Annotated in this window: 31 protein-coding genes; 26 read left to right on the forward strand and 5 right to left on the reverse strand. The window is 39.3% G+C overall.

The features are described 5' to 3' along the window. The first annotated feature begins 255 nt into the window (after positions 1-255). From AOG26_RS19275 to AOG26_RS19355, 17 genes are all read left to right on the forward strand, one after another. A complete protein-coding gene (locus tag AOG26_RS19275; RefSeq protein WP_054563950.1) occupies positions 256-804 on the forward strand; it encodes a hypothetical protein in 549 nt (182 codons plus the stop codon). A gap of 113 nt (positions 805-917) precedes the next feature. Continuing rightward, the gene (locus AOG26_RS19280) at positions 918-1,298 is read left to right on the forward strand and encodes a hypothetical protein (RefSeq protein WP_054563951.1); all 381 of its coding nucleotides are present in this window, start codon (positions 918-920) and stop codon (positions 1,296-1,298) included. Between the two features lie 116 nt (positions 1,299-1,414). Next, positions 1,415-2,041, forward strand: a complete 627-nt coding sequence (locus AOG26_RS19285; RefSeq protein WP_054563952.1) for a DUF3885 domain-containing protein — start codon at positions 1,415-1,417, stop codon at positions 2,039-2,041. Between the two features lie 114 nt (positions 2,042-2,155). Beyond that, positions 2,156-2,653, forward strand: coding sequence for a hypothetical protein (locus tag AOG26_RS19290; protein WP_054563953.1), 498 nt, complete (start codon positions 2,156-2,158; stop codon positions 2,651-2,653). 217 nt (positions 2,654-2,870) lie between these two features. Next, complete coding sequence (locus AOG26_RS19295) at positions 2,871-3,149, forward strand: hypothetical protein (protein ID WP_054563954.1); 279 nt, start codon at positions 2,871-2,873, stop codon at positions 3,147-3,149. Positions 3,150-3,282: 133 nt separating this feature from the next. After that, complete coding sequence (locus AOG26_RS19300; RefSeq protein WP_152966996.1) at positions 3,283-3,813, forward strand: hypothetical protein; 531 nt, start codon at positions 3,283-3,285, stop codon at positions 3,811-3,813. A gap of 377 nt (positions 3,814-4,190) precedes the next feature. Further along, positions 4,191-4,493 (forward strand): hypothetical protein, encoded by a 303-nt coding sequence (locus tag AOG26_RS19305; RefSeq protein ID WP_054563956.1) that lies wholly within the window; start codon positions 4,191-4,193, stop codon positions 4,491-4,493. 110 nt (positions 4,494-4,603) lie between these two features. Continuing rightward, on the forward strand, positions 4,604-4,975 hold the full coding sequence (locus tag AOG26_RS19310) for a hypothetical protein (protein ID WP_054563957.1): 372 nt from the start codon (positions 4,604-4,606) through the stop codon (positions 4,973-4,975). 124 nt (positions 4,976-5,099) lie between these two features. Further along, the gene (locus tag AOG26_RS19315) at positions 5,100-5,534 is read left to right on the forward strand and encodes a hypothetical protein (protein ID WP_054563958.1); all 435 of its coding nucleotides are present in this window, start codon (positions 5,100-5,102) and stop codon (positions 5,532-5,534) included. 107 nt (positions 5,535-5,641) lie between these two features. Next, on the forward strand, positions 5,642-6,112 hold the full coding sequence (locus AOG26_RS19320) for a hypothetical protein (protein WP_054563959.1): 471 nt from the start codon (positions 5,642-5,644) through the stop codon (positions 6,110-6,112). 98 nt (positions 6,113-6,210) lie between these two features. Further along, positions 6,211-6,714 (forward strand): hypothetical protein, encoded by a 504-nt coding sequence (locus tag AOG26_RS19325; protein WP_054563960.1) that lies wholly within the window; start codon positions 6,211-6,213, stop codon positions 6,712-6,714. Positions 6,715-6,795: 81 nt separating this feature from the next. Continuing rightward, on the forward strand, positions 6,796-7,248 hold the full coding sequence (locus tag AOG26_RS19330; protein ID WP_054563961.1) for a hypothetical protein: 453 nt from the start codon (positions 6,796-6,798) through the stop codon (positions 7,246-7,248). Between the two features lie 84 nt (positions 7,249-7,332). After that, complete coding sequence (locus AOG26_RS19335; RefSeq protein ID WP_054563962.1) at positions 7,333-7,596, forward strand: hypothetical protein; 264 nt, start codon at positions 7,333-7,335, stop codon at positions 7,594-7,596. A gap of 175 nt (positions 7,597-7,771) precedes the next feature. After that, positions 7,772-8,212 carry a hypothetical protein gene (locus tag AOG26_RS19340; RefSeq protein ID WP_442960165.1) on the forward strand — a complete coding sequence of 147 codons (441 nt, stop codon included), beginning with the start codon at positions 7,772-7,774 and terminating at the stop codon, positions 8,210-8,212. A 73-nt stretch (positions 8,213-8,285) separates the two neighbouring features. After that, positions 8,286-8,513, forward strand: coding sequence for a hypothetical protein (locus tag AOG26_RS19345; protein ID WP_054563964.1), 228 nt, complete (start codon positions 8,286-8,288; stop codon positions 8,511-8,513). A gap of 126 nt (positions 8,514-8,639) precedes the next feature. Further along, positions 8,640-9,140 carry a YcxB family protein gene (locus tag AOG26_RS19350; protein WP_054563965.1) on the forward strand — a complete coding sequence of 167 codons (501 nt, stop codon included), beginning with the start codon at positions 8,640-8,642 and terminating at the stop codon, positions 9,138-9,140. 433 nt (positions 9,141-9,573) lie between these two features. Continuing rightward, positions 9,574-10,476: an alpha/beta fold hydrolase gene (locus tag AOG26_RS19355; RefSeq protein WP_054563966.1), complete on the forward strand. Its 903-nt coding sequence runs from the start codon at positions 9,574-9,576 to the stop codon at positions 10,474-10,476. Here the strand turns inward: AOG26_RS19355 and AOG26_RS19360 are convergent. The 3 genes from AOG26_RS19360 to AOG26_RS20620 form a co-directional block, all read right to left on the reverse strand. After that, on the reverse strand, positions 10,409-11,893 hold the full coding sequence (locus AOG26_RS19360; protein WP_054563967.1) for a tetratricopeptide repeat-containing sulfotransferase family protein: 1,485 nt from the start codon (positions 11,891-11,893) through the stop codon (positions 10,409-10,411). The two genes, AOG26_RS19355 and AOG26_RS19360, sit on opposite strands and share 68 nt — an antisense overlap. Positions 11,894-12,038: 145 nt before the next feature. Next, the gene (locus tag AOG26_RS19365; RefSeq protein WP_054563968.1) at positions 12,039-14,624 is read right to left on the reverse strand and encodes a TonB-dependent receptor plug domain-containing protein; all 2,586 of its coding nucleotides are present in this window, start codon (positions 14,622-14,624) and stop codon (positions 12,039-12,041) included. A gap of 297 nt (positions 14,625-14,921) precedes the next feature. Then, positions 14,922-15,074 carry an oxidoreductase-like domain-containing protein gene (locus AOG26_RS20620; RefSeq protein WP_082401749.1) on the reverse strand — a complete coding sequence of 51 codons (153 nt, stop codon included), beginning with the start codon at positions 15,072-15,074 and terminating at the stop codon, positions 14,922-14,924. A gap of 106 nt (positions 15,075-15,180) precedes the next feature. Here AOG26_RS20620 and AOG26_RS19370 point away from each other — a divergent pair, with 106 nt between their 5' ends. After that, complete coding sequence (locus AOG26_RS19370; RefSeq protein ID WP_054563995.1) at positions 15,181-15,591, forward strand: hypothetical protein; 411 nt, start codon at positions 15,181-15,183, stop codon at positions 15,589-15,591. 88 nt (positions 15,592-15,679) lie between these two features. Continuing rightward, entirely contained in the window at positions 15,680-17,041 is a 1,362-nt protein-coding gene (locus AOG26_RS19375) for a leucyl aminopeptidase family protein (protein ID WP_054563996.1), read from the forward strand. Between the two features lies 1 nt (position 17,042). On the opposite strand, the gene gloA2 is transcribed toward AOG26_RS19375, so the two are convergent. Both gloA2 and AOG26_RS19385 read right to left on the reverse strand, forming a co-directional pair. Next, a complete protein-coding gene (gloA2, locus tag AOG26_RS19380) occupies positions 17,043-17,429 on the reverse strand; it encodes an SMU1112c/YaeR family gloxylase I-like metalloprotein (RefSeq protein WP_054563969.1) in 387 nt (128 codons plus the stop codon). 71 nt (positions 17,430-17,500) lie between these two features. Next, the gene (locus AOG26_RS19385) at positions 17,501-18,574 is read right to left on the reverse strand and encodes a ketoacyl-ACP synthase III (protein WP_054563970.1); all 1,074 of its coding nucleotides are present in this window, start codon (positions 18,572-18,574) and stop codon (positions 17,501-17,503) included. Positions 18,575-18,725: 151 nt separating this feature from the next. Between AOG26_RS19385 and AOG26_RS19390 the strand changes: the two genes are divergently transcribed. The 7 genes from AOG26_RS19390 (at position 18,726) to AOG26_RS19420 (ending at position 23,630) form a co-directional block, all read left to right on the forward strand. Continuing rightward, positions 18,726-20,036, forward strand: coding sequence for a metal-dependent hydrolase family protein (locus AOG26_RS19390; protein ID WP_054563971.1), 1,311 nt, complete (start codon positions 18,726-18,728; stop codon positions 20,034-20,036). Between the two features lie 8 nt (positions 20,037-20,044). Continuing rightward, positions 20,045-20,449 carry a nuclear transport factor 2 family protein gene (locus AOG26_RS19395; protein ID WP_054563972.1) on the forward strand — a complete coding sequence of 135 codons (405 nt, stop codon included), beginning with the start codon at positions 20,045-20,047 and terminating at the stop codon, positions 20,447-20,449. Between the two features lie 17 nt (positions 20,450-20,466). Beyond that, positions 20,467-21,678, forward strand: coding sequence for an ATP-binding protein (locus AOG26_RS19400; RefSeq protein WP_054563973.1), 1,212 nt, complete (start codon positions 20,467-20,469; stop codon positions 21,676-21,678). Continuing rightward, positions 21,675-22,208 (forward strand): response regulator transcription factor, encoded by a 534-nt coding sequence (locus tag AOG26_RS19405; protein ID WP_054563974.1) that lies wholly within the window; start codon positions 21,675-21,677, stop codon positions 22,206-22,208. Before AOG26_RS19400 ends, AOG26_RS19405 begins: the two co-directional genes overlap by 4 nt. Positions 22,209-22,360: 152 nt before the next feature. Beyond that, on the forward strand, positions 22,361-22,765 hold the full coding sequence (locus AOG26_RS19410) for a DUF1761 domain-containing protein (protein ID WP_054563975.1): 405 nt from the start codon (positions 22,361-22,363) through the stop codon (positions 22,763-22,765). A 39-nt stretch (positions 22,766-22,804) separates the two neighbouring features. After that, a complete protein-coding gene (locus AOG26_RS19415) occupies positions 22,805-23,056 on the forward strand; it encodes a hypothetical protein (RefSeq protein ID WP_054563976.1) in 252 nt (83 codons plus the stop codon). Between the two features lie 112 nt (positions 23,057-23,168). Continuing rightward, positions 23,169-23,630, forward strand: coding sequence for a hypothetical protein (locus AOG26_RS19420; RefSeq protein WP_152966998.1), 462 nt, complete (start codon positions 23,169-23,171; stop codon positions 23,628-23,630). The last annotated feature ends 24 nt before the right edge of the window (positions 23,631-23,654 follow it).

Below are 23,654 nucleotides of genomic sequence, written 5' to 3' on the forward strand. Positions count from 1 at the left end.
GTAGCAATTAACTTCCAACAGTTTTTTTTAATGCCTATAGAGTTTACCGTTGTAAGTGCTCTAACAAACTTGTGTCAGATTATAGTTATTCTGTTTTTGTTCACGCCAAGTTCAAATGTTTGGTTCAAAAACAAGAAAGGCGCACAATACACATAACAAGTTACTCAAAAGGACGCAAAACGCTTGGCTTGCGCTCCTTCGTAGCTAATTTTAGCCAAGCATTTATGCGCCCATTAGTAAGGCGTTAGAAAGCCTATGAAGAATTTGAGTTACCTTTTAGCTTTGTTGTTTTTATTTGGTTGCGGGAAGAAGGAGCCGGATCCTGTTTGGGATTGGGGGTATTTACCTTCGCCAGAAATATCGAACTCTAAACGGGAGCAATGTGCTCACGAGTATTACCAGTCTTTTCCAATTTCGACAGATAGTGGAGAAAGCCTTAGGATTGGACAAAGCTCAATTTCTGGCCGTTCTCATAAACACTATATTGGTTCTGGCTGTATGGTTGCTAAGGTAAGCACAAAAGTCTATTTGGATGCTGATAAACAAGCTAATAACTTTTACTCGGTTTCTGTTTCAATGCCAACTTTAGATGATAGATGCAGGAGTAATTCTGACATACCAGCATGTAAGGAAAGCTCAGTTAGTCACACAGTCTTATTTTCTAGAGATATTTTAGCTAGTGAGATTGGTGACTATTTTAAAAGTAAGACTATGAATCAAATCGTAAGTTATGACGAATATAGCCGTGTTGTAACTTTTCAACTTAGAAATAAAAGTCTTGAGTATAGAATCCAGACTTTCTAACAAAGCAAATTAAAAGTGCGGACAAAAAATAGTTGGCTTTGTTCGTACCTCACAAATTTTAGCCAACTGTTTTTAGCCGTTAATTTGCGGCGTTAGTAGCCTCGGAGGCTTTGGTGGAATTTGACGACTTAAAGTCAATCATTGATGTCAGCAGGGATCTGGAACTGACTCTTAAATCACCTAATTGGGAAGTGATAAAATACCCAATCTCTGTCAGTGGGAGCTGGATGTCAAAAGAGCTCTTTCTGAAAGTATTTTCAGAGACATCTGAGTATAAGAATAGTGATGAAGTATTTGCTTTTGAGTCTTTTGAGCGCATGTATAAAGCAACTGGGAAAACTAACAGGCTAAATGCCGAGTTCAATTTAAACTGGGCAGACTTTAATAATTTTCAGGAGTCTACTGAAATTCTTTATTTTTATTTAGTCCCTCAAAATTTAAGTTGGGTGCTTTACGGTAACCGCGACTTTTGGCAGTTTGCAAAAGGCTACTAACAAGTTACTCAAAAGGACACAAAACGCTTGGCTTGTGCTCCTTCGTCGCTGATTTTAGCCAAGCATTTATGCGCCCATTAGTAAGGCGTTATATTCACTTTGGAAGTACTGAGTAAATGGATGACCCTGAAATCAAATTAGAACGATCGTTGTTTTATAAATGTCCTTTTGGATTGAGATTTGAGATAGGTCCATCCGATCTAGAAATTTGGAAGGATGAAAGTAAGTCTTTAAATAGTGAGTATTTTAGCGTTGCACTAGAAAGAGCAATGAGTATCTTCCACGCTGTATTTGAGCCAAGTGATAACATTGCTATTGCGTATCAAATTTTTTCTGACGGACGAAGAAAAATAAAGAAGCGCAGTTTTATCTTCAAGCAGTTGCACTCACTCGATAATGCCAAAATCGATCTATCCGATCATCGGGAAATCTATTCTGAAGACTTAGATTACAAAAGTGAATGCTGGAAAAGAGCAACTATTTCGGGTATCAAAACTACTGAAATAAACACCGAGCAACTTTTTAAAGCTGCAATTAACACTGACTTTTCTAGTTTAAGGCCTCATCTCAATGGGGAGTGTTATCTGATAAACAGAACAAAGCAACTTGTATTAAACCTCTATGATGACCGAGGTATGGATGTAGTTTCAAATCGCAGAGAACCTTTAGATTCTCTGTATAAGAGTCATAATCATTTAATACTCGATTATGACAGGGAGTCCATCGACAAGGTGTTTTCGTGAATATAACAAGTTACTCAAAAGGACGTAAAACGCTTGGCTTGCGCTCCTTCGCCGCTAATTTTAGCCAAGCATTTTACGCCCATTAGTAAGGCGTTATAACACTATGAGGAACGGATGCGTAATTTAATATTATCCCTGATTGTATTCACTGTTGCTGGATGTAATTCGACATCAAATGTTTCAAAAGTGCAGGTACAACCTAAAAACTCTAAATGCGACTTAATTGCTGAGACTGTAGGGCCTATGGTTGCTACTAAATGGGCACTTAAGGAAACAAATAAAACTCAAAAAGATAAAGAGTTAGGTGATTGGAGAATGCTTGGCTTAGTGCATCATGACGCATTTGAAAAAGCTGGGTTTAGTCTCGATGAAACTAAAGCAATAGCTAAAGAAGTGTATGAAATCGATATATCCGATCAAATGGAGTATGACATTCTTTCTTATCGTTATTTTTATAAGGCACAATGTCAACTACAAGCGAAGAACATTAAACCTTTACCTCTAGCTGATACTTATAAAACTCTGGATCAATGTTGGTACCCTGATAAAAACAAAGGTTTAAATGAAGAGATTTGTTTCAAACAAGTTTTATCCGGTGAAATCGTGTTATAAACAAGTCGCTAAACTAGGACAAAATTAAATAAGCTCGTCGCTTCGCTCAATTGTAGCTTATTCAATTTTGCCTGTTAGCTAAGCGTTATACGTAATGAGAATATTCACCTTAATTTTAGCTTTCTTTGTTTCTGCTTGTTCTTCCATAGAAGATGTGTCAAACAAAGATTTCGTAAATATAAGTATGGGCTCTGTTTCATCCACGAAGCCTTTGTTTGTGTGTGGTAATAACCTGGATAGTGAATTAACCAATCAATTGGTTATTAACTGGGGATTCGAAAAGTGCCAGTCAGGCGAGCATGTTATTAGCATTCCAGAAAACTCGCCTTTGAAAATAACGAAGGTTGTAAAGCATACACATACAGCGTTGTTTACTCGTGAACGTTGGCTTGCGCTTGGTAACTTCGAAAATACAGAGTTTTACTATTACCTAGATTGGGTTACTCAAACAGATGGTACTTTTTTTAAACAGTCAAGCAATGTACCTTGGCGATGATTACGTCTAACAAGTTGCTCAAGTTCGTTCGTAAACTCACTGGGACAATTAACAGTTGGCTTGGCGCTTCGCGCAAGTTTAGCCAACCGTTAATTGCCCCTAAGCAAAGCGTTATGTTTCTATGGAGGGGGAAGTGTCTACTAGGTTAATTATATTCTTATTCTTATTTTATCCAGCCGCTTTATACGCAAAAATTGGACCTGTAACTTGGGAAAGTTTAGTTGATGGTTCTGAAATAGTTGCTTTAGTAAAAATTAAGAATATTGAAGTAGTCGATGATGGTCATGGGACGACAAAAGTAATAATAGTTGATTTATTAAAAGGCTCTCAAAGCTCTAATGAAATTAATGTAAGTTGGCATTTAAGCACTGTTAGTAGTGCCTTATATGATATTCATGGTTACCACCTTTTATTTTTAAAAAAGACTGAAGATGGCAAATATAAGCAATCAGTAATAGGTAGATCGTTTTGGAAACTTTATGGTCGAAACAGAGAAAATTTGACTATCAGTCTAGAAGCAAAGGATCCTCGCTTATCTACGATTATAGAGTTACCGAGTGAATTTTATAAAATTGAGTCAGTACCAGTTAGGAATGGTACAATAGGCTATATAGATTCACGTATAGTTAGTTACAAGAAATTAAAAAAGTACTTTAATCAATAAACATAACAAGCCAAGTCAACAGGACAATTTTAAGCTGGCTCCCGTCGCTGCGCTCCTAATTTTAGCCAGCTTAAAAGTTGCTTCTGCTTGAGGCGTTATGTGCTCAGCAGATAGGGCGTTACCAAATAAATATTCTAAAACGTTTTTGCTCCAAGACGAGTTAACCTAAATGATCTAAGGGCAGCTTTGAGTGAATAGCTGACGTTGAATACTTTCTTTTGATATAGTTTTTATATTCAGAATTTACAACTTTCCTCTTTACTCAGTAATATGAGCAGTTGTGTGGTAGAGATATGCGTGATTTGCGCACTATTTAAAATGTTATGTGCTCATGGGAGTTTCCTAGCTTGAACGAAAATTATAAGTATGCAGCCCATATGATTTCTTGGGTAGAGAAGCTTGGTGTGCCGGAAATCCCTTTGGCAAAAAGTGCATTTTCACAACTAAAAGGTTATTGGGTTGAACATATAAATCTTAACCTTGAGCAGTTAAAAGAGGATTTGTGGTCATGGGTTGATAGTAACGATGGTTACAACATATCTGTCCCAGAAGTAGCAAAGATGAGAATTATTTTGTGCTTAGCTTATGAAGAAAATCGTGAGTTAGAAGATGTTGGCTATTTTGAAGATTTATTAGTAAATCTTGGCATCTCACATGAAGATGCATACAAACGCACATAACAAAGTGCTTAAATGGCGGGCACAAAAAGCTTGGTTGTGCTCGTTCCTAGCAAACTTTAGCCAAGCATTTTGTGCCGTTTAGCACGGCGTTATATTTTCATGGAGGAGCGGTGAACTTAGGAAGCTGGGATAGCGCAATTATCAAAAGCTTGGCATGGGTAGCCTTAGGAATAATTGTAATAACTCTTGTTATGGGTTCACTATCCACAACCGCTAGTGATATTGCTGGCTTATTTGTATCAAGTTTACTTTTTCTGGGTGTCTATTTAATTCTATCTTTGGTCGGGTGGCTATGTGTTGGCTTCCCTGTTCATTGGTTAATTTGTAAATATGCAAATGCTTCTTTCAAGGTCTATGTGGTAGTTAGTATCTTAGTAAGCTTAATTTTGTACTTTGTTCAAAGTCAGGATTCTATATTATTTGCTCTGACGGCATTGTCTCAAGCAATGATATTTAGGTTCTATGTGTATAAGAAAACATAACAAGCCAATTCAGTAATGGGACTGCTAACAGTTTGCTCGGTTCCGCTACGCTACACAATTTTAGCAAACTATTATCAGCCCCTGATTGGGGCGTTATATTTTACGGAGAGTCTGAGTCAATCACATGTTCGGAGCATTAATTAAATACCTATATAGCCAAACTAGACAAGAGTTACATTCCGCTTTAACTGTTCTTGTTTTTGCAGCAGCTTATGGAATTGGATTCTTATTCCTATGGCTAATATTCCCACTTTTTGGTTGGCAATTTAATGTTAACTTTGAACTAAGCGGTTATTTCATAGGTTGTATCGGTTCTGGAGAATTAGCTCGTGGAATTGCTAAGTTTACATTGCCTATTAAACACTCAAAAGGTTCGCATGTAACGAATGCTATTGCAGGAGCTACTACAGTTGGCTTATTTTGGCTTTGTGTCACTTTGAAGTGGAATCATGAATTATGGACAGTACCAATTGCGTTCATTGTCGGTGGCTTTTTCTATATTTCTTTAGAGTTTGCGCAACGTTTTGATAATTGGTGTAATAGTAAAATAACAAGCTAATAATGGTAAGGACGCAAAAAGCATGGCTGCGCTTGTGCCTTTCGAATTTTAGCCAAGCTTAATCCGCCCATTATACGGGCGTTAGCTTTTAAAGTAAGGATTGACTATTGAGGAATGTTTTAGCTGTTATAATTGTCACTTATATTTTTTATGGGTGGATTGGTTATTTTTGGGATAATTCAGAAGGATCAAATAAACTAGCTAAATTTAGTAGTCTTACTCTTGAAGATATTGTCTCAATTGAAGCGATAAATTCTGAGTATATTAATGTGACAAATTCAGCATTAAATTCCACCCAATCAAAAGAACTATTAATTAATGCTATTACTAGTGCGGAGCAAGCATCAACCGCTAAGAGACCACCCAAAAACACCAAACTATATATTAGAATTAAAACAAAGAACGACACCATAGGTTTGAATCTGATGGTTCCACTTACCAAAAGAGGTGAAATGTATTTTGTCGTTGTAGATCGGGTTTATGATGGTGAAAGTTACACTCAGAATAGTTATGGTCGCTTTATAACTACTGGGCTTTATGAATTTTTAGTTGAGGCAAAGTTAGTAAACGAGAGCTAACAAGCAATTAAACAGGGATAAAAACTTGCGGACTATTCGCTTCGCTCAATTTTACCCCACAATTTTTTAACCGTTAATATAGCGTTAGGCAATCAGGCATGTCCAAGTTTACATATTATAGAAATCTTATATTAGCTGCTGTTTGTGTTGCTCTTGGTATATCTATTAGCTATGTTCAACTAACTCAAAAAAACGGTGGCTTCCCTTATAAAGAAGAGCTGGTTAGTCGTGATGGGTATATCGATTGGGTGCAGGAGTATGATTACGGAATTCGCTTTGCATTTGTAGATGATAATTATAATTTCAATTATCCTTCTAAATCTAACGGCCAGAGTATAGTTTATGACTCATTATTCAACTCTAAAGGGAAAAGAGTTGAGGTTCTATTTGAACCTAGAGAAAGTACGAAGCCAATATATACAACTAAAGAGTTTCACGATGTATTTGAAGTCAAGATAGAGCAAAATGTAATCCGTTCCTATGCCGAATCAGAAAAGACGTGGAAATCAGATAACCTACTTATGCCGTTTATATTGGTACTATTTTTAATTGGTGGGCCTTATATATGGTGGAAAACCAAGAAAGAGTACAAGAATGCCTAACAAGCTCATGTTGTCGGACTGCTTTTCTGCTGCGCTCCAAATCAGCCGAAAATGTGGGCGTTAAGTATATTGCAGGGAAGTATGATTAGACTTTTAGCTTTATTATTTTTTATTCTACCGTGCTGCTCAGTTGCTACTACTGATGTGGTATTTATTTCCGAGAAAATAATTACGCCTGAGCAAGCGAGTGAATTCGGCATTCACAGGCTAACCGCTGGCAATGACCAGAGCTGGAACGTATTAGTTTATCCTTCTAAAAACGCTAATAATGAGCCAGTCACAGAAGCATCAATGACATTCACTATTAAAGAAAAAGAAGTAGCATTGGTACTTCCTAAAATCAGTAATTTTGAACAGACTAGTTTCAAACGTTCAGATGTCGTTTTAGATACCAACTCTGATGTAGCTGTAAGTTTCGCAGTTACATATGGCTCTCAACGCTTGGTACTAGTTAATATTACCCACTTAAAATCGAGAGATTATGAAACGTTTGCAATGCAATATAACAAACGCCTTATCTCTGAAAATGATTAGTTATCATGGTTTTGGAAAACAACACAAAAAGCCATGCCAACACATTGCTTGTTAAGCAGGCGTTATACATATAAAGGATTCAACTTGGTAAATATTGAAAGTACGGCAGGAATTGTTGCAACGGTAACATTATTAATACTGTTTATGTTCTTTGCTGCCAATCTAGGAATGATCGTTCTAGAGCAGAAAATATCCACAGGCAGCCTACAAGCATTTGGCTCAGGTTTGGTGAAGATGCTCAATAAAAGTGACAATCCTAATAGTTACAAGCAAGCGAGGGTTTACTTGGTTGGAAGTGCTCTATCATTTTTTGCATTCATGGCTCTTTTGGAGTTTGGCTATGCATAACAAACACCTCTATAGGTCACTTTTGAGCTATCAGATATAGTGATTCGCCTAATGATATTGGCTCTGCTCCATAATTTGATATTGCACTAACTTTTATGTTGGTGATGACATAAATACTAAAATGTTATAAATAGGAGGAGTAATTATCGAAGAAATTGAGGAATGGATACATCAGGTGAATTCCTCACATAGGGAAGTGCGTCGGTCTTGCTCCGTCTTTGAAGAGCATTTCAACGGTTTCTACTCGCCTGAATTTCTGAAGACAGCGTTTTTCGTTGTTACCGACGAAATCCCAAAGCCTGATTTTCCAGGACTCCGGGAAGCAGGTTTAGGAGACTTCATCGACATGGATGTGGGAGGTATTACCTACAATGATACCTATTACGTAAAGAAAGAAGCTGCAAACGAGCTTCGGCTGCACTTCCATGAATTGGTTCATGTGCTGCAATGGCGTGAGCTCGGGCCTCAAGGTTTCATAGAGCGTTACATTCGAGAGATTCAAGATTTTCGGTATGACAACGCTCCACTAGAAAAGATGGCCTACGCCTTAGATGGGCACTACCAAAGCAAGGGGCGGCATCTCGGTGTTGAGCAGTTTGTCCGAGAAAATTTATAACAATTCGCGTCACTCGGGCGCACTAAAGTGCGCCGGTGCGCTCCGCGTAATATAACACTCGGGAATCGGAGAAATGAGTAAAATCTTACTAATAATCGGTATAGCTCTAGCAGTTGCAGGTGCACTGGTGTTTATTGCTGACTTCTTACCAGTTGATTTCCTAAAACAGAGCTCAGAAGAAAGCTATCTAAAAATTGAAGCTAGTAAATCATTTTCTCTAATAAGTTACAGGTTACATTTTCTAGTTGTTGGTATTATCTGTTTGTTGGCTTATAAATTTAAAAATGTAATTGGCTTTTAATGTGTTATTTAACAAAGCAAATTAAAAAGGGCGGACAAAAATCAGTTGGCTTTGTTCGTACCTCACAAATTTTAGCCAACTAATTTTTGCCGTTTATTTGCGGCGTTAGATATTCAAGGACGTTAGGTGCAAATTTCATATAAAAATAACTTAGATGATCTGTTAGCTCTAAGTGAAGATGCAATCTCTAATAATAAGCAATGGGCTAAAAAGAAAGCATGGAGCATTTACTATATGCCTTTGCTCATACTTACAGTATGCTCATTATTTGCATTTTTGATGGATAAACCAGCGTTTTATGGTGGCGGTATTGGCGGAGCTCTCTTTTCTTCTATTTGGTCATATTTTTGCTACAAAAATTACCCTAAGAAAATGGCTAAAGAAATAGAACAAAAAGAGGTGTTTTGTGAACACATTATTTCTTTATCTCCTGAGGGCGTAAAAGAAAAAACGGCTAATTCTGAAAGCTTCAATACTTGGGAGTCTTTAACAAGAGTTATATATAATGATGACCATGTGTTTATATATAACACGCCCGTAACTGCGCACATAATTCCTAAAAGAGAAGTTGGTGAACAATCGTTTCAAGACATAAAAAAACAAATTATGGCGTACAAGAATACCTAACAAGCGCATCAAAAATGACGTCAAACGCTTGGCTGGCGCTCATTCTTCGCTAATTTTAGCCAAGCATTATCCGCATTTTATGCGGGCGTTACGAATAAATGCTCTAACATTTTTTCCAAGTATGGTCATGCTCAACATCTGTTCACACTGAATGATGGCCTTTGGAACGCTCATGGCAAAAGGCCATCTCCTCCGCATATGTTAATTACGTAACATAGAAATCATCAAACAATTAGCCAAAGGCTTATGTATCTCGAACTTCTAACATCAATGAATATTGGCTCTGCATTGGTGTTACTATTTAATCAAAATCTCATCGTGCCTGAGATTCTCATTTTGAATGGCAATCGCCACACCAAAAACTTGCTTTGCAGAAGAGACTGGCGTAATTTAACACTGGTACGATGAGTCTATAAGAATAAAAAGGTCAAACGTGACGATTAAACAAGAATCGGTGTTTATTAAACTCGCCGAAAGCCAAACCTTACATTTACGCCGTATTAGTAAGACTGATGCGAAAGGCCCTGCGGTGTTTTTTATGCATGGTGCCGTTGAAAATGGTAAAATCTTTTACACCCACAGCAATAAAGGTTTAGCGCCATTTTTAGCTGAGCATGGCTATGTTTGCTATGTGGCAGATTTACGTGGTCGTGGTGAGAGTAAACCTGCGATTTCAAAGCATGCAAAGTATGGTCAAACCGAGGCTATTTTAGAAGATATCCCTGCATTTTTAGATAAAATTAAGCAGCTTGAAGGCGAGCCTGCGCGTTATTGGGTGGCACACTCATGGGGCGGGGTGTTAATGAACAGTGTGTTTGCCCGTTTTCCTGAGTTGATTGATGATGTGAAAGCCTGCGGTTATTTTGGTTCTAAACGGTCTTTGTATAACCATCACCCAAGCAAGTATATTCAAGGTAATTTGATTTGGTATGGTTTGGCGCCATTAGTTGCCCGTAAGCATGGTTTTGTGCCGGCTAAAAAACTGAAATGGGGCAGTGATGATGAAACCCGTAAGTCACATTATCAAAGTATGCAGTGGGCTAAACGTAAACCTTGGGTCGATACTGACGATGGCTTTGATTACGCCAACGCATTAGCTGATAAGGCACTACCGCCCATTATGCATGTGGCAGGTGTTAAAGATAAAGCCCTATGCCAGCCGATTGATATTGAAAAGTTTATGGAAGAGTCGGGCATCGGCAAGCAAACGATGACCATTTATGGGTGTAAGTTTGGCCATAAGGTCGATTATGATCACATAAATATGCTTACTCACCCACAGGCGCGTTTTGATCAGTTTGCTGACTTGTTGAACTGGTTTGAGACTCACGCATAAGCGTGTGCAATGCGCTCTCGTAGCGTTTGTATTTCTCTAATGCTTTATCAGTTAACGGCTGTCTTACAGCCGTTTTGCTGAGCGTTGCCACCGGTTTTTTTGACTTATAAAAATCTAAAAACTGTGTACTGTACTCAATGTTTAAGAACTTACACAGGGCTGTTAGTGTTTGTTCGCTGTCATTGATAAGTGCTTCATAGCTTAAATCAAAAACCGCCTCTGGCATCACGTTTTGCCAATGCTCCATTAACTGCTGATACAAATCAAAGTATTGCTTAAACTCTGGGAGTGAACAAAAGTAAGGTTCGTTTTCAGCAAAATAGTTGCTAAACACCGACCAAGCAATTGCATTATACTCGCGCTGCATATTAATAAACTTGGCGTTAGGAAAGAGTAAGTAAATCAATCCAAGTGACTGATAGTTAGCAGGCAGCTTATTGATCATAAAGGGGCGTACAACTGGCGCTTGTTTTATTCGTTCGATATAAATATTACGGGCATTGTTAATTAGCCCTTGGTTTAGCTCTGCTAAGCAATCTGGGTAGGGGAGTTGTGTTTGTTGTTCAAGGTATGCAACAACCTGATTACTGATACTGGCATCTTCGCCAAGGCTGGCAAAATCATCATGGCTTGCCAGCATTTGCTCTACCAGCGTTGAGCCACTTCTTGGCATACCAATAATAAAAATGGGTGTAATTGTGCCGGTGAATGTTTTGTCTCTGGCATCAATTAGTTCAGCTGTATTTTGCTCTATGATGCGCTGATAAAAAGGCACTAAGTCACGGGTTTTAAACTGCGTGAGTTTTGTTTGTAGCTTATTAGCTAGGCTAAAGTAGTTAAAAGCTTGTTCTGTATCATTTAACTGATCGTAGCTTTTACCCAGTGCATAATAACACACCATTTTTAAGCGCAGGTTATTGGTCAAAGTTAAAAATTGGTGTAGCTCATTTATGTAATTTTGTTCATTGTTAAAACGCCCAAACTGCACTAACTCAAATAAAATGTACGCCTTTACAGGGTAATTTCCCATACCAAGGGCATGCTTTAAAATACCGTAGGCTTTGTCTAACTCGCCATAGGTTAAATAATGTTGGGCAAGATAGTAGTGTGGCTCAGGGTTGTGGCTGGCAATTGATTTTGCATATTCGAGTACGGTTAAGGCATCTTGTGGTGAATGCACGCCATTAAAAGCATCGGCAAGAGCATGGAGCGGTTCAAGCATATGAGGTAATCGTTCACAGGCTCTTTGTAGAAGGTAAACAGCAGCATCATAACGTTCTAAACGCAGTGCAATACGGCCCAATCCAAATAACGCTTCGCCGTTTTCAGGATCTGAATCGAGAATGGTTTTAAAATGAAACTCGGCCTCTTTAAGCTTGTTTTCATTCAGTAGTTGATTCGCTTTTTCTAACAGCATAGGAATGGCGGGTTATTTGTTATTTTTATTTACTATAAAACGAAAAAGGCGAAATGTCTTTCGCCTTGGTTAACTATAAATATCCAGAATAAATCCGGGGTATCGACTTTCTAGGTTGATTGTTCAACCTAGAAAGCTGTTCTATTTAGAAAGTATACGTAGCTTTCACGTAATAGAAGCCGCCGTTGATACCATATGGCGACGTTTCGTAGTATTTACCACCCCAGTTGTTGTTAGGGATGTCAGTACTGTCATAGAAATCAAGTTTCTCTGCTTCTTGGTCGAATAAGTTGGTCGCACCAACAGAGAAGCTAAGCTCTTCAGTTAGGAAGTAAGTTACTTCTGCATCAATCGTCACTGCAGCATCAGCTGTTTTCGCTGTTGCATCGTAATCTACGTGTACGCCTTGGTATTCGCCATAGTAGTTAACACGTGTAAATGCAGAGAAATTCTCCCACTGTTGTGCCCAGCTAAGCGTTGCACGGTGATTTGGTAAGTCATTTTCTAAACGGCTTACTTTAAACTCACCAGTAATGTCTGTTGACTTAGTTACTTCAGTGTCGTTCCAGTTGTACGCTAAGCTGAATGTTGAGCTACCGCCTAACAAATCAGTTGAGTAGTTAGCTACAGCATCAACACCTTGCGTTGTTGTATCGAAGTCATTAGTGAAGAAGCTTACTTGCGCTAAGTTTTGTACGTTTGGTACGCCTGCTGCTTCAAGTGTGTCTTTATCAGCTTGGCTTAACTCAATTTTATCTGATTGACTGATACGGTCATCAACTTGGATGTTGTAGTAGTCAACTGTGAAGAATAAGTCACCAAGTGTCCAAACTGCACCAAATGTATAGCTTTGTGATTCTTCAGGTTCAAGCTCTGTACCACCTAATTGCACAGCAATTGGGTTTGTTGGTGGTAAAAGTGCTGAGTCAACAAGTACACCGCTGCTTAGGTTTGTTTGAACGTTACTTACATTTGCTTGACCAACAGTTGGTGCACGGAAACCTGTACTGATTGAACCACGAATGTTTAAGTCTTCAGTTAAGTGGTATTGACCAGTTAACTTGTAGTTAGTTGTTGAGCCAAATGAATCATAATCTTCATAACGTAGTGCTAAGCCCATTAAGAAGTCTTCTGTGAATGGTGCTTCAACATCAACGTATGCAGCATAGTTACGACGTGTATACTCGCCCGCATCAGATGGTTTGAAACCAGGGAAACCATTTGAACCGATACCAAAACCTTGTTCTGTTAGTGGGCCAGCTGTGAAAGACGCTTCGTCACCAGAAACAACTGTGAATGTTTCTTCGTGCCATTCTAGACCACCGGCAACGTTTACATCGTAAGCTAAGCCAAAGTCAAAACCTTTTGATAAATCTGCATTAAAGTTTTTCTCTAACTGTGAGTATTTACCTGGGCTGAAATCGCGCGGGCTTTCTGGGCCTAATGATGCATTGATTGTGTCGTAGATGAAGTAACGAGATTCGTTGTAACCAACTGTACCGCTTAAGTCATAGTAAGCACCTTCAAGGATACCAGATGTGATTTCACCTTTAGTACCAATTGTTAATGCGGTATCTGTGATGTTACCACCGAAGTTAGGTGTAAAACCGCCCGGAAGCATTTCGTTAAATGCAAAACAGTCTGGGTTGTTAGCAACACCATTGATGTAATCTGGGTTATCTAAAACGTTGTCATCAATCATGATATCGGTAGGACAGTTACCGCTCATATCGCCAGTTAAATCACCAACAAGCAGTGTTTCACCGCCGTCATTTGAGTAAACACCTGGGCGAGTGTGTGGGTTACGATAGTAGAAACCACCACGTACGTCACGCTCAGAGTAGTTACCAAACATGTAGAATTCAGATGAGTTGCTTAACTCAAGACCAATGTTACCAAAGATTGTAATATCATCATCAACTTCAGGTGCACCCCAAATTTGTGCTAAAGAAGATACTTCAGGTACACCTGCTGCGTTAAGTGCCGCCGCATCAGGGCGTTGTACTGAACGGCTAGTTGCATCAGCTGTTTTGTATTGGAAGCTTAAGTTAGCAAAACCACTATCGGTAAATGGTAGACCCACGTTACCTGAAATTTGTGTTGTATCGCCATCACCTTCGTAGTATTCGCCTTGACGAATTTCGAATGAACCACCTTCAGAGGCATCTTTTAATACAAAGTTCATTACACCAGCGATTGCATCAGAACCGTATTGTGCCGCAGCACCGTCACGAAGTACTTCTACTTGCTTTAGGGCAATACTTGGAATAACTGAGATATCAGCACCTTGAGCACCATCATTGATACCACCACCTAAGAAGGCAATAACTGATGCGCGATGACGACGTTTACCATTAACAAGTATTAATGTGCTGTCAGAAGGAAGACCACGTAAGTTAGCAGGGCGTACAAGTGACGCTGCATCACTAATTGGGTTTTGGTGAACGTTAAAAGAAGGAACCGAGCCTTTTAAAAGCTCTAGCATATCGGTGTTGCCGCCTTTATCTAGCTCTTCACCACCGATGATATCTATCGGTACTGGTGAATCGCCGATTGAACGTGGCGCAGAACGAGTACCAACCACGGCAATTTTTTCTACATTTTTATTAACTTTCGTTTCTTCTGCTGCTTGCTCTGCAGCAACAACTGAACCCGACACAAACAGGCCAGCTGTTGTTGTCGCTAAAGCAAATTTAATTGCTTGTTGTAGCGCATTATTTTTGAATTTCATTCTGACTTCCCCAGTTAGAATATTTATGATTATGTCACCGAAGTTAAATAATAAACTTGGTGTAAATCTCTTATACAGCCTGTAAATTTATTTTGCAAATTGTTAATGTGATGTTGTTTTTGGCGTTTTTATTTGCACGTTATTATTGTTTTTTTAATTATGTGCATGAAATCAAAGGGGATAATTTATTCTTATTTTTTCTTTTAAGCGTAAGAAAGTATATAAAATATCTAAAAATATTTTAAAAAAGGAATTTTTTGATTGGTTTTTAAGCGAAATTGGATTTGGAACGGTCTATTAGGCTTGTTGCGGAATGTTGTTTAATTGCCATTGCTTTAATTTTTCTCGGTATTCATCCCAAACACATGGGCAACAACTACCACCACCACAACATTCATCTGGGGCCGGCTTTTGGGGTTTTGGCTCAGCCTGTTGTATAGGTGTGTTCATGTTTAATACTGAAAAATAATTACGAATAGAGTACTAAGAGTAAAACAAAAACTAATATAAGTAAATTATGCTTTGTGAACTTAACATGCTGTGTGAAAATAGCCAAATGCGATTATACAAAGTTATTCATCGAGCCCCATTCAGAGTGGCCAAAATTACCAAAAAGCGTCAGACACTACGCTTCAAGCGCGCTATGGTAGCACTTAAAATCGCACTAGCCCAAGAAAAGCAAGAAACAAAAGAGATGCTTCATATCTATAGGCGATACACCCAAGGCCAAGCTACTAAAGAGGAATTGCATACTGCCAATGAGCAATTTTTAGATATATTAAAAGGGCTCGGTTTGGGCGTATTTGCTGTATTACCTTTTGCCCCAGTGACAATTCCTTTGGTTGTAAAACTGGGTCAATGGGTTGGTGTTGATGTGCTACCTAGCTCATTCAATATCAATAAGTCGATTAAAGAGATTGATCAACAAGTAGAAAAAGAAGAAAAAGAGAAGCAAAACAAAGACTGATTAGGTTTTGCTTATCTGATTTTGCCTATACCTTTTGTATCAAGATATTGGTATGCTTAAATACCTTTTCTTTATATCGAGTCGTTTAATGAGTTCATTAATTCGCCATTCTTCTACGGGAATTCCCCTGTCATTTATTGCTAAAGCTGACCTATCAACGTGGTTAACCGAGCAGCCGCAAGCCTTACAAAATTGGCTAACAAATTGTGATTTTAAAAACAAAGGCATGGCCTTAATTGCTGATAGTGAAACCGGTTCTCTTGAGCATGTGTATTGTTTAGTTAATGATTTACAAGACTTTTGGTTAGCGGGTGACTTATCAACAAAACTGCCAGCAGGTTGTTATCAAATTCAAGGTGATGACAAGTTTGTAGAACAAGTAGCGCTGGGTTTTGTGTTAGGTGGTTACGAGTTTAGTGAATATAAAGAAAAACCATCGCCACGTGCCACACTAGCTATTAAAGATGAAAGCTTAGTTAAGCGTTTATCGCAGCATGCAAGTGCCATTAATTTAGTGCGTGATTTAGTTAACACGCCTGCTGCAGATATGATGCCGCAACACCTATCGCAAGTGATGGCTGATTTAGCCGACACCTTTGATGGTGAGTTTAGCGAATGGGTTGGTGATGAATTATTAGAGCAAAACTACCCAACAATTCATATGGTTGGTCGCGCGTCTGAGAATAAGCCTCGCTTACTTGATTTACGTTGGGGCGCAAAAGATGCTCCACAAATTACATTAGTTGGTAAGGGTGTTTGTTTTGATTCTGGTGGTTTAGATTTAAAACCAAGCTCAGGCATGCGAAATATGAAAAAAGACATGGGCGGTGCCGCGCATGTTATTGGTCTTGCGCAGTTAATTATGGCTGCCAACCTACCAATTCGTTTACGCGTATTGGTACCTGCAGTTGAAAATGCGGTTTCTCGAAATGCATTTAGACCGGGTGATGTGATCAAAACTCGCAAAGGGATCACAGTAGAAATTGATAACACGGACGCTGAAGGTCGTTTAGTGCTGTGTGATGCACTTGCTGAAGCACAAAACGATAACCCTGATCTTATCGTTGACTTTGCTACCCTTACTGGTGCTTGCCGTGTAGCCCTAGGTACTGAATTACCGGGCTTTTTTGCAAATAACCGTGATGTTGCTAACAAATTGATGGATGCAGGCGAAAGCTGCCATGATCCTGTATGGCAACTTCCGTTATTTGATCAATATAAAGCATTATTAAAAAGTGACGTAGCTGATATTGCTAACTGTGCTTCCACTCCTTTTGGTGGTGCGATCACTGCAGCTCTTTACTTAAAAGAGTTTATTGAGCCAAGCACTCCTTGGGTTCACTTTGATGTCATGGCTTGGAATCTACGTGCATTACCGGGTCGCCCTACAGGTGGTGAAGCATTGGGTATTCGCGCTGTGTTTAATTACCTACAAGATCGCTTCCAATAATCTAGAGTTGGTAAAGCTCTAAAGGTAAATCATCGGGATCGGCAAAAAATGTAAATTGCTTCCCGGTGATTTCATCCACTCTTATTTCTTCAACCGAAATGCCTTGTTGTTCTAAGTACTGCTTAGATTTTGCAATATCGGCAACTTTAAACGCCAAATGGCGTAGCCCTTGTGCCTCTGGATAGCTTGGTCTTTGTGGCGCTCCAGGAAACGAAAATAATTCTAATTGGCTACCATCAGGAAGTGCTAAATCTAATTTATACGAGTCACGTTCAGCACGGTATAGTTCGTGGGTAATCGGCAGTTGTAATACTTCATTATAAAAATGCTTTGATTTTTCATAGTTGCTACAAATGATTGCAGCGTGATGTATGCCTAATAATTCCATTATATAGTCCATTTTTTGCTCATAAAAAAACGCGGACTAAGCCGCGCTTTTCTACTAAAGAGTGTCGAGGATTACTCTGCCGCTTTACATGCTGCAACAGCTGGTGCAACAAGTTCAAGGCCTGTTTTATCACATTCAGGTAAAGCTGCATCAGACACTGCAATAGGTGTCACGCGCTCGCCCCATTTAATGTAACTCGCCGCCCAAGTTAAACCAGCGCCAAAGGCTGCTGACATAATGTTTGAGTTTGGCTTGATAAGGCCTTGCTCAACAGCTTCACAAATTGCAATCGCAATTGTTGCAGCAGACGTATTACCGTAGTCGGCAATGTTTACCATTACTTTTTCGTCAGCTACTTTCAAGCGTTGCTGAATCGCTTGGATAATACGTAAATTTGCTTGGTGAGGAACTAATACGTCAATGTCATCAAGCTCTAACTGTGCTTGGTTTAGCACGTCGTCACAAGCTTCACTCATTCCCTTAACAGCACGTTTGAAGATCTCGCGACCTTCAAATAATAAGTTAGACGGGCCAATTGGCTCGTATTTATTTAAATCGCTACCAAAGTTTTCGATGTGCAAGATATCGCGATCTTCACTGTCACACCCGGTTTTAGTCGCAAGTAAACCAGATGGTGTATCTGAGGCTTCTAATACAACGGCACCAGCACCATCACCAAATAATACAGCACTGTCGCGGCGCGCCCAGTTGATGTACCAAGTCATGCGCTCAGCAGCAATAACGACCGCTTTTTTGATCATGCCTGCACGAATTTGTGCCGTTGCTGCTTGTAATGCATATAAAAAGCCTGAACATGCAGCGTTAGTATCCATTGCTGCTGCGCCAACCGCACCAATATTTTTCTGCACTAAAGAGGCCGTATTTGCCACCATAGTTGATGGTGTACAAGTCGCAAGAAGCACAAGATCAATGTCTTTACCATCAACACCAGCACAAGCAAGCGCTTGCTTTGCGGCAACGGTAGCTAAATCGGCAGTAGAAACATGGCTGACACGGCGAGATTTGATGCCTGTACGTGTTGTGATCCATTCATCATTGGTATCAACAATATTGCTAATTTCATCATTGCTGATGCTTGCTGGTGGTATACATTTACCCCAGCCAGTAATTTGGGCATAAGACATAATGTGTTCTCTTTATGTGGTCAGACTTGTTAAATTTTTCCGAAGTTATATCAAAATTCACTTGTTAACACTAGTTCATTGCTGCGCTATGTCGTAAATAATGGCATTTACTCAGTATTTAAGTTAAACCTAGTATAAAAAAGAGGCGATTATGAAAAAAATAAACCTAAAAATAAGCACATTATCGGTACTGTCTTTATTATCTTCGTTTGCTGTTAATGCACAAACCACCATTATTCATGCTGGAAAGATGCTGGTAGGCACTGATCAAGATGTCAAAGAGCAGCAAACGCTGGTTATTGAAGACAATAAAATTGCCGCAATAAAAGCTGGTTTTCTAACAAAGCAGCAATTAAACCTCAGTGATGCAGATGTTATTGATTTAAAAAATCAGATGGTATTGCCGGGTCTGATTGATATGCATGTTCATGTAACCTTTGAGCGAGATGCAAAACGTAACCCACATCAATGGGCAACTGAATACGAAGCCGATTACGCACTTCGTTCATTAAAGTACTTACAACGTACGGTTGATGCAGGTTTTACCTCGGTGCGTGACCTAGGCAGCAGTTATCAAGTTATCTTCCCATTAAAGCGAGCAGTTGCACGTGGCGACATTGTTGGCCCGCGCATTTTTGCTGCAGGCGATATGATCACACCGACCGGTGGTCACGGTGATATGCATGGTTATCGTCGTGATATCACCAAAGCGACAGAAGGGGGTGGCTTGGGTGTGTGTGATGGCGCAGCCGATTGTACTCGTGCAGTGCGCGATGTAATTAAAAGCGGTGCCGATGTGATTAAAATAACCGCGACAGGTGGTGTTTTAAGTAATACAGCGGCAGGGGTTAATCAGCAATTTACTGATGAAGAACTCAGTGCCATTGTAAACACAGCCCATCATTTAGGCCGCAAAGTGACCGCTCATGCTCATGGCACAGAAGGTATAAAAGCAGCACTTAGAGCGGGTGTTGATTCAATCGAACATGGCTCTTTTTTAGATAAAGACACGGTTAAGCTTTTCAAAAAGCAAGACGCGTATTTAGTTCCAACCTTACTCGCTGGCGCAACAGTAAAAGAAGAAGTGCTAAATAACCCTAATATGCCAAAAGCAATTGCTGATAAGGTCGAAGTAGTAGCGCCAAAAATGGAAGCATCGTTTAAATTAGCGTTAAAAAACAAGGTTAAAATAGCCTTTGGTACAGATTCAGGCGTATCTAAGCATGGTGATAATGCTAAAGAGTTTGAGTTATTAGTTAAATACGGCATGACACCAAAGCAAGCAATTAAATCAGCCACCGTTGAAGCTGCTAAACTATTAGGTCAAAGTGATAACCTCGGTGACTTGAGTGTTGGTAAACAAGCAGATATTATCAGCGTGAATATGAATGTGCTTGATAACATTAGTGAACTTAGTCAGGTTCAGTTTGTTATGAAGGGCGGTAAAGTGCTCAAACAGTAAGGGTTACTATGGGCGGTAAAATTAAAGAGACGTTATTTAATCATTTAATTGATGCAGAGCGGCAGCTTCTTGAGCCAGAGGTACGGCAATCTGCTGAAGCGCTTGATGCATTACTTGATGATGATTTTATTGAAATAGCCGCTGATGGCACGTCATTTAATAAGTTCCAAGTTTTAACCCGCCTGCCAACTGAGGTGGTACCGCAGTTTTATAATCAACATTTTAAAGGCCGAATGCTCAGTGATGATATTGCACAGCTAAGCTATCAAGCGGCCTTTAGACGTTCAGCTCGCTCAGAGTTTAACTACTCAGTTCGTATGTCACTGTGGCGTTTTAATGGTAAACAATGGCAAATGGTGTTTCATCAAGGAACGCCTTGTGCTGTTTTTACAATTTCAATGGACGATGATTAAGCTTTAAAGAGTCCGTTATGCAAACCGATCCGGCGATCAGTCGCCTACTAATTTTAAGAAGCGCCGCAATCGCCGTGCAGTTTATTGCTGTTATTGCGGTATATTTTCTTTTTGAATACCAAATCCCCTTACTGCCTTTACTTGCTGTAATTTGTATTGAAGCAATCTTTCAGCTGTTAAGTATATTTGCTTACCGAAATGTCACGAAAGCCAAGCCTGCAGCTGTGTTGATGCAGTTGACAGCCGACTTATTGTTTTTAACTATTTTGCTTTCACTAAGTGGTGGGGCAACCAATGCATTTGTTTCGTTATTACTGTTACCGATAATGATAGCGGCGGTGACTGTTAATGCGAAAGGGCTTGCTTACACAGCTGTGTTAGCAATCGCAGCTTATAGTTTTTTACTGATAAAAATGCCCGAACATACCATGCACCAAATGCAGATGACTCATCATTTTATTGGTATGTGGATTAACTTTGTTATAAGCGCCATCGTTATTGCCTTTGTAATTGGCACATTAAACAGCACGTTAAGAGCCAGAGAAGCTACTATTGCACGTACCCGCGAGCAACAATTAAGGCATGAGCAGTTATTAACGCTTGATGGGGCAGCAGCACAAGTAACGCACCAACTTGCAACGCCGATAGCAAACTTACAGTTATTATTTGAAGAGCTAAAAGAGCAACAAGCTGATGACCCTATTGTGCAAGAAATGGCTAAGCCATTAGCCCAGTGTAAAGAGCAACTTGCTCATTTTAGGTCACTTTCAAATGCACTAAGAACCGGTGAAACACAACAAGTGATTAGTGCTAAAACACTGCAAAACACGATTCAAGATGCGATGACTCTGCATTTTCCTGAGCAAAGCTTACAGTGGCTAAATGACGCCCCTGATTGTTCGATTTTAAGTGATGCCATGCTGTTACCGGCTATTTTAAACTTGTTGCAAAACGCCGTATCGGCAAATAACCATAATCAGCAACACAACATAGAAGCTAAATGGCAAATTGATGAGCAAACACTTTCATTGTTGTTACGTGATTTCGGTCAAGGATTTAGCGAGCAACAAATGGCATCATTAGGCGGTCAGCTCATGCCAAGTAGCGATGGAATGGGAATGGCAGTTATGCTTTCTAATGTAACCTTAGAGCGCTTAAATGGCTCATTAACACTAAGTAATCACCCACAGCAAGGCGCGATTGCGATGGTTAGTTTAAAAATTGTATGAAACTTTTAATTATTGAAGACGATGTAAACCTAGCCAGCACGCTTGCGAGGCGCTTTACAAAACAAGGCTTCACATGTTCACTTGCTCATAACGCGGAGCAAGCTTTACAAAAAACAACCACTTTTGAGGCAAGCCACTTTCTGGTGGATTTAAAACTTGGGGATGATAACGGCCTTGCGCTAATTAAACCTTTAAGAGAACAATTTCCTTCAGCTCGTATCGTATTGCTCACGGGGTTTGCCAGTATTGCCAGTGCAGTAGAAGCGATACGTTTAGGTGCTGATGACTACTTACCAAAGCCTGTCGATTTTAATTCATTATTAAAAACAATCTTGGGTGATGTTGAATCAGGCGTTTCGTTGGAGAGCACAGAGCCAAGCCAAATAATGTCGCCAGAGCGTCTTGAGTGGGAGCATATTCAACATGTATTGCATAGCAACAATGGTAATATCTCTGAAACTGCGCGCCAACTGAATATGCACAGAAGAACCCTACAGCGTAAATTGCAGAAAAAACCCGTACAACACTAAATTGATTGTTTATTAAACTGAAATAATTCTGCGGTTAATCCTAAAGTATGGTTTAGATATTAATAGGTACAAAACTCAGCCTTTTTGATTTGCTGCATCGCTGATCCTTAACTAAAGTCAAATTAAACCTGTTAGTTGTATGAGTCTGGCGTATGCATTTTTCAGAACTTAATTACTTCGCGATCTTTTTTGCTGCCCTTGCATCTTTCTTATTGGGCGCTGTGTGGTATTCACCTTGGCTTTTTAAACGTATTTGGATGGAAAGCTGTGGTTTAACTGAACTTGACCTTCAGAGCATCAATCCGGTTATGGTGTTTGGCGGCAGCTTTGTTTTATGTTGTTTAATTGCATTTAGTTTATCGTTATTTATTGGCGCAAATGTCAATGTGGGAGTGGCTGTTGGCACAGGGTTTATTATTGGCTTGTGCTGGGTTAGCTGTGCCTTAGGTATTGGCTATATTTTTGAACAACGCCCATTAAAATTGTTCTTAGTTAATGCAAGTTATTCAATATTACAGTTTTCTGTTATCGGCTTAGTTTTGGGGCTTTGGCCTTAACATGTTAAGGTAAGGTTTTATTTTAGCAATGTAGTTGTAATGGCAAAACCAAACAAAAAAGGCCCGACCAAAACAGTCGATATTTTTTGCTCACAATGTAAAACCCAGTTATTTAAATACCGCAAAGGCGGAAAAGGGGCGTTGGTTAAGTGTTTTGTTGAACGTATTAGCCAAGACTTTACCAATGAAACAGGTATCTGCCCTGACTGCCAACGTCAATTCGCCCGCGAAACAATGATCCGCGGTGCACCTGCTCTAAAAATTATCGGTGGTAAGGTAACGCATAAGTAGATTAGTATTTGCCACATTTTTGATGTTTAATTTAAAGTTAGTTAAAGAGTATTAATACCATTTCTGTAAATTGGCTTTACTGGGAAACACGATCAAGAAGGAAAAGATTAACTTGGTTAAACATGGATTTGCTGCTTTGCTTATGGTTTTTGGCGTTTTACCCATTTTGACTTCATGTGGAGAGACAGCTTCAAAAATAAACATAAATGAATATGTGTTCGTAAGAGCTATAAACCCAAGCGATAACCTATACAAATATGGCGCATTTAGACTTAAGCCTATAGAAAATAAAGCTAATCTCGTCCAATTTGATTGGATTACTGTCGAGTCCCCAAACAGCATATTGAAAATAGAAAGTGACACTACTCATTTAGGCAAATCATCCTTTTATGTGGCAGATGGTCTAAAGTTTGATGTTTTTTACCTTTCTTTATCTATTGCTGATCGAACCTCTTGGTGGGTAAATGAAGTGCCTGCGGAGTTTAAAACCATGTATACCACTGAATTTTGTCAATCATCTTTGACAAAGTTAGAGCAGCTTAACCATGAAGATCTGAGTATTTGCTTTGAGTAAATATTAACTGTAATTAAAATACGG

The organism is Pseudoalteromonas sp. UCD-33C, assembly GCF_001306895.1.
Lineage (GTDB): Bacteria > Pseudomonadota > Gammaproteobacteria > Enterobacterales > Alteromonadaceae > Pseudoalteromonas.

Excerpts from the sequence above, each read along its gene's own strand:
- AOG26_RS19285 (WP_054563952.1), top strand. The coding sequence starts at position 1,415 with ATGGATGACCCTGAAATCAAATTAGAACGATCGTTGTTTTATAAATGT.
- AOG26_RS19325 (WP_054563960.1), top strand. The coding sequence starts at position 6,211 with ATGTCCAAGTTTACATATTATAGAAATCTTATATTAGCTGCTGTTTGT.
- AOG26_RS19360 (WP_054563967.1), bottom strand. The coding sequence starts at position 11,893 with ATGCTGTTAGAAAAAGCGAATCAACTACTGAATGAAAACAAGCTTAAA.
- AOG26_RS19305 (WP_054563956.1), top strand. The coding sequence starts at position 4,191 with ATGATTTCTTGGGTAGAGAAGCTTGGTGTGCCGGAAATCCCTTTGGCA.
- AOG26_RS19400 (WP_054563973.1), top strand. The coding sequence starts at position 20,467 with ATGCAAACCGATCCGGCGATCAGTCGCCTACTAATTTTAAGAAGCGCC.
- AOG26_RS19345 (WP_054563964.1), top strand. The coding sequence starts at position 8,286 with ATGAGTAAAATCTTACTAATAATCGGTATAGCTCTAGCAGTTGCAGGT.
- AOG26_RS20620 (WP_082401749.1), bottom strand. The coding sequence starts at position 15,074 with ATGAACACACCTATACAACAGGCTGAGCCAAAACCCCAAAAGCCGGCC.
- gloA2 (WP_054563969.1), bottom strand. The coding sequence starts at position 17,429 with ATGGAATTATTAGGCATACATCACGCTGCAATCATTTGTAGCAACTAT.
- AOG26_RS19395 (WP_054563972.1), top strand. The coding sequence starts at position 20,045 with ATGGGCGGTAAAATTAAAGAGACGTTATTTAATCATTTAATTGATGCA.
- AOG26_RS19390 (WP_054563971.1), top strand. The coding sequence starts at position 18,726 with ATGAAAAAAATAAACCTAAAAATAAGCACATTATCGGTACTGTCTTTA.
- AOG26_RS19375 (WP_054563996.1), top strand. The coding sequence starts at position 15,680 with ATGAGTTCATTAATTCGCCATTCTTCTACGGGAATTCCCCTGTCATTT.
- AOG26_RS19290 (WP_054563953.1), top strand. The coding sequence starts at position 2,156 with ATGCGTAATTTAATATTATCCCTGATTGTATTCACTGTTGCTGGATGT.
- AOG26_RS19275 (WP_054563950.1), top strand. The coding sequence starts at position 256 with ATGAAGAATTTGAGTTACCTTTTAGCTTTGTTGTTTTTATTTGGTTGC.
- AOG26_RS19330 (WP_054563961.1), top strand. The coding sequence starts at position 6,796 with ATGATTAGACTTTTAGCTTTATTATTTTTTATTCTACCGTGCTGCTCA.
- AOG26_RS19370 (WP_054563995.1), top strand. The coding sequence starts at position 15,181 with ATGCGATTATACAAAGTTATTCATCGAGCCCCATTCAGAGTGGCCAAA.
- AOG26_RS19410 (WP_054563975.1), top strand. The coding sequence starts at position 22,361 with ATGCATTTTTCAGAACTTAATTACTTCGCGATCTTTTTTGCTGCCCTT.
- AOG26_RS19415 (WP_054563976.1), top strand. The coding sequence starts at position 22,805 with ATGGCAAAACCAAACAAAAAAGGCCCGACCAAAACAGTCGATATTTTT.
- AOG26_RS19365 (WP_054563968.1), bottom strand. The coding sequence starts at position 14,624 with ATGAAATTCAAAAATAATGCGCTACAACAAGCAATTAAATTTGCTTTA.
- AOG26_RS19315 (WP_054563958.1), top strand. The coding sequence starts at position 5,100 with ATGTTCGGAGCATTAATTAAATACCTATATAGCCAAACTAGACAAGAG.
- AOG26_RS19385 (WP_054563970.1), bottom strand. The coding sequence starts at position 18,574 with ATGTCTTATGCCCAAATTACTGGCTGGGGTAAATGTATACCACCAGCA.
- AOG26_RS19405 (WP_054563974.1), top strand. The coding sequence starts at position 21,675 with ATGAAACTTTTAATTATTGAAGACGATGTAAACCTAGCCAGCACGCTT.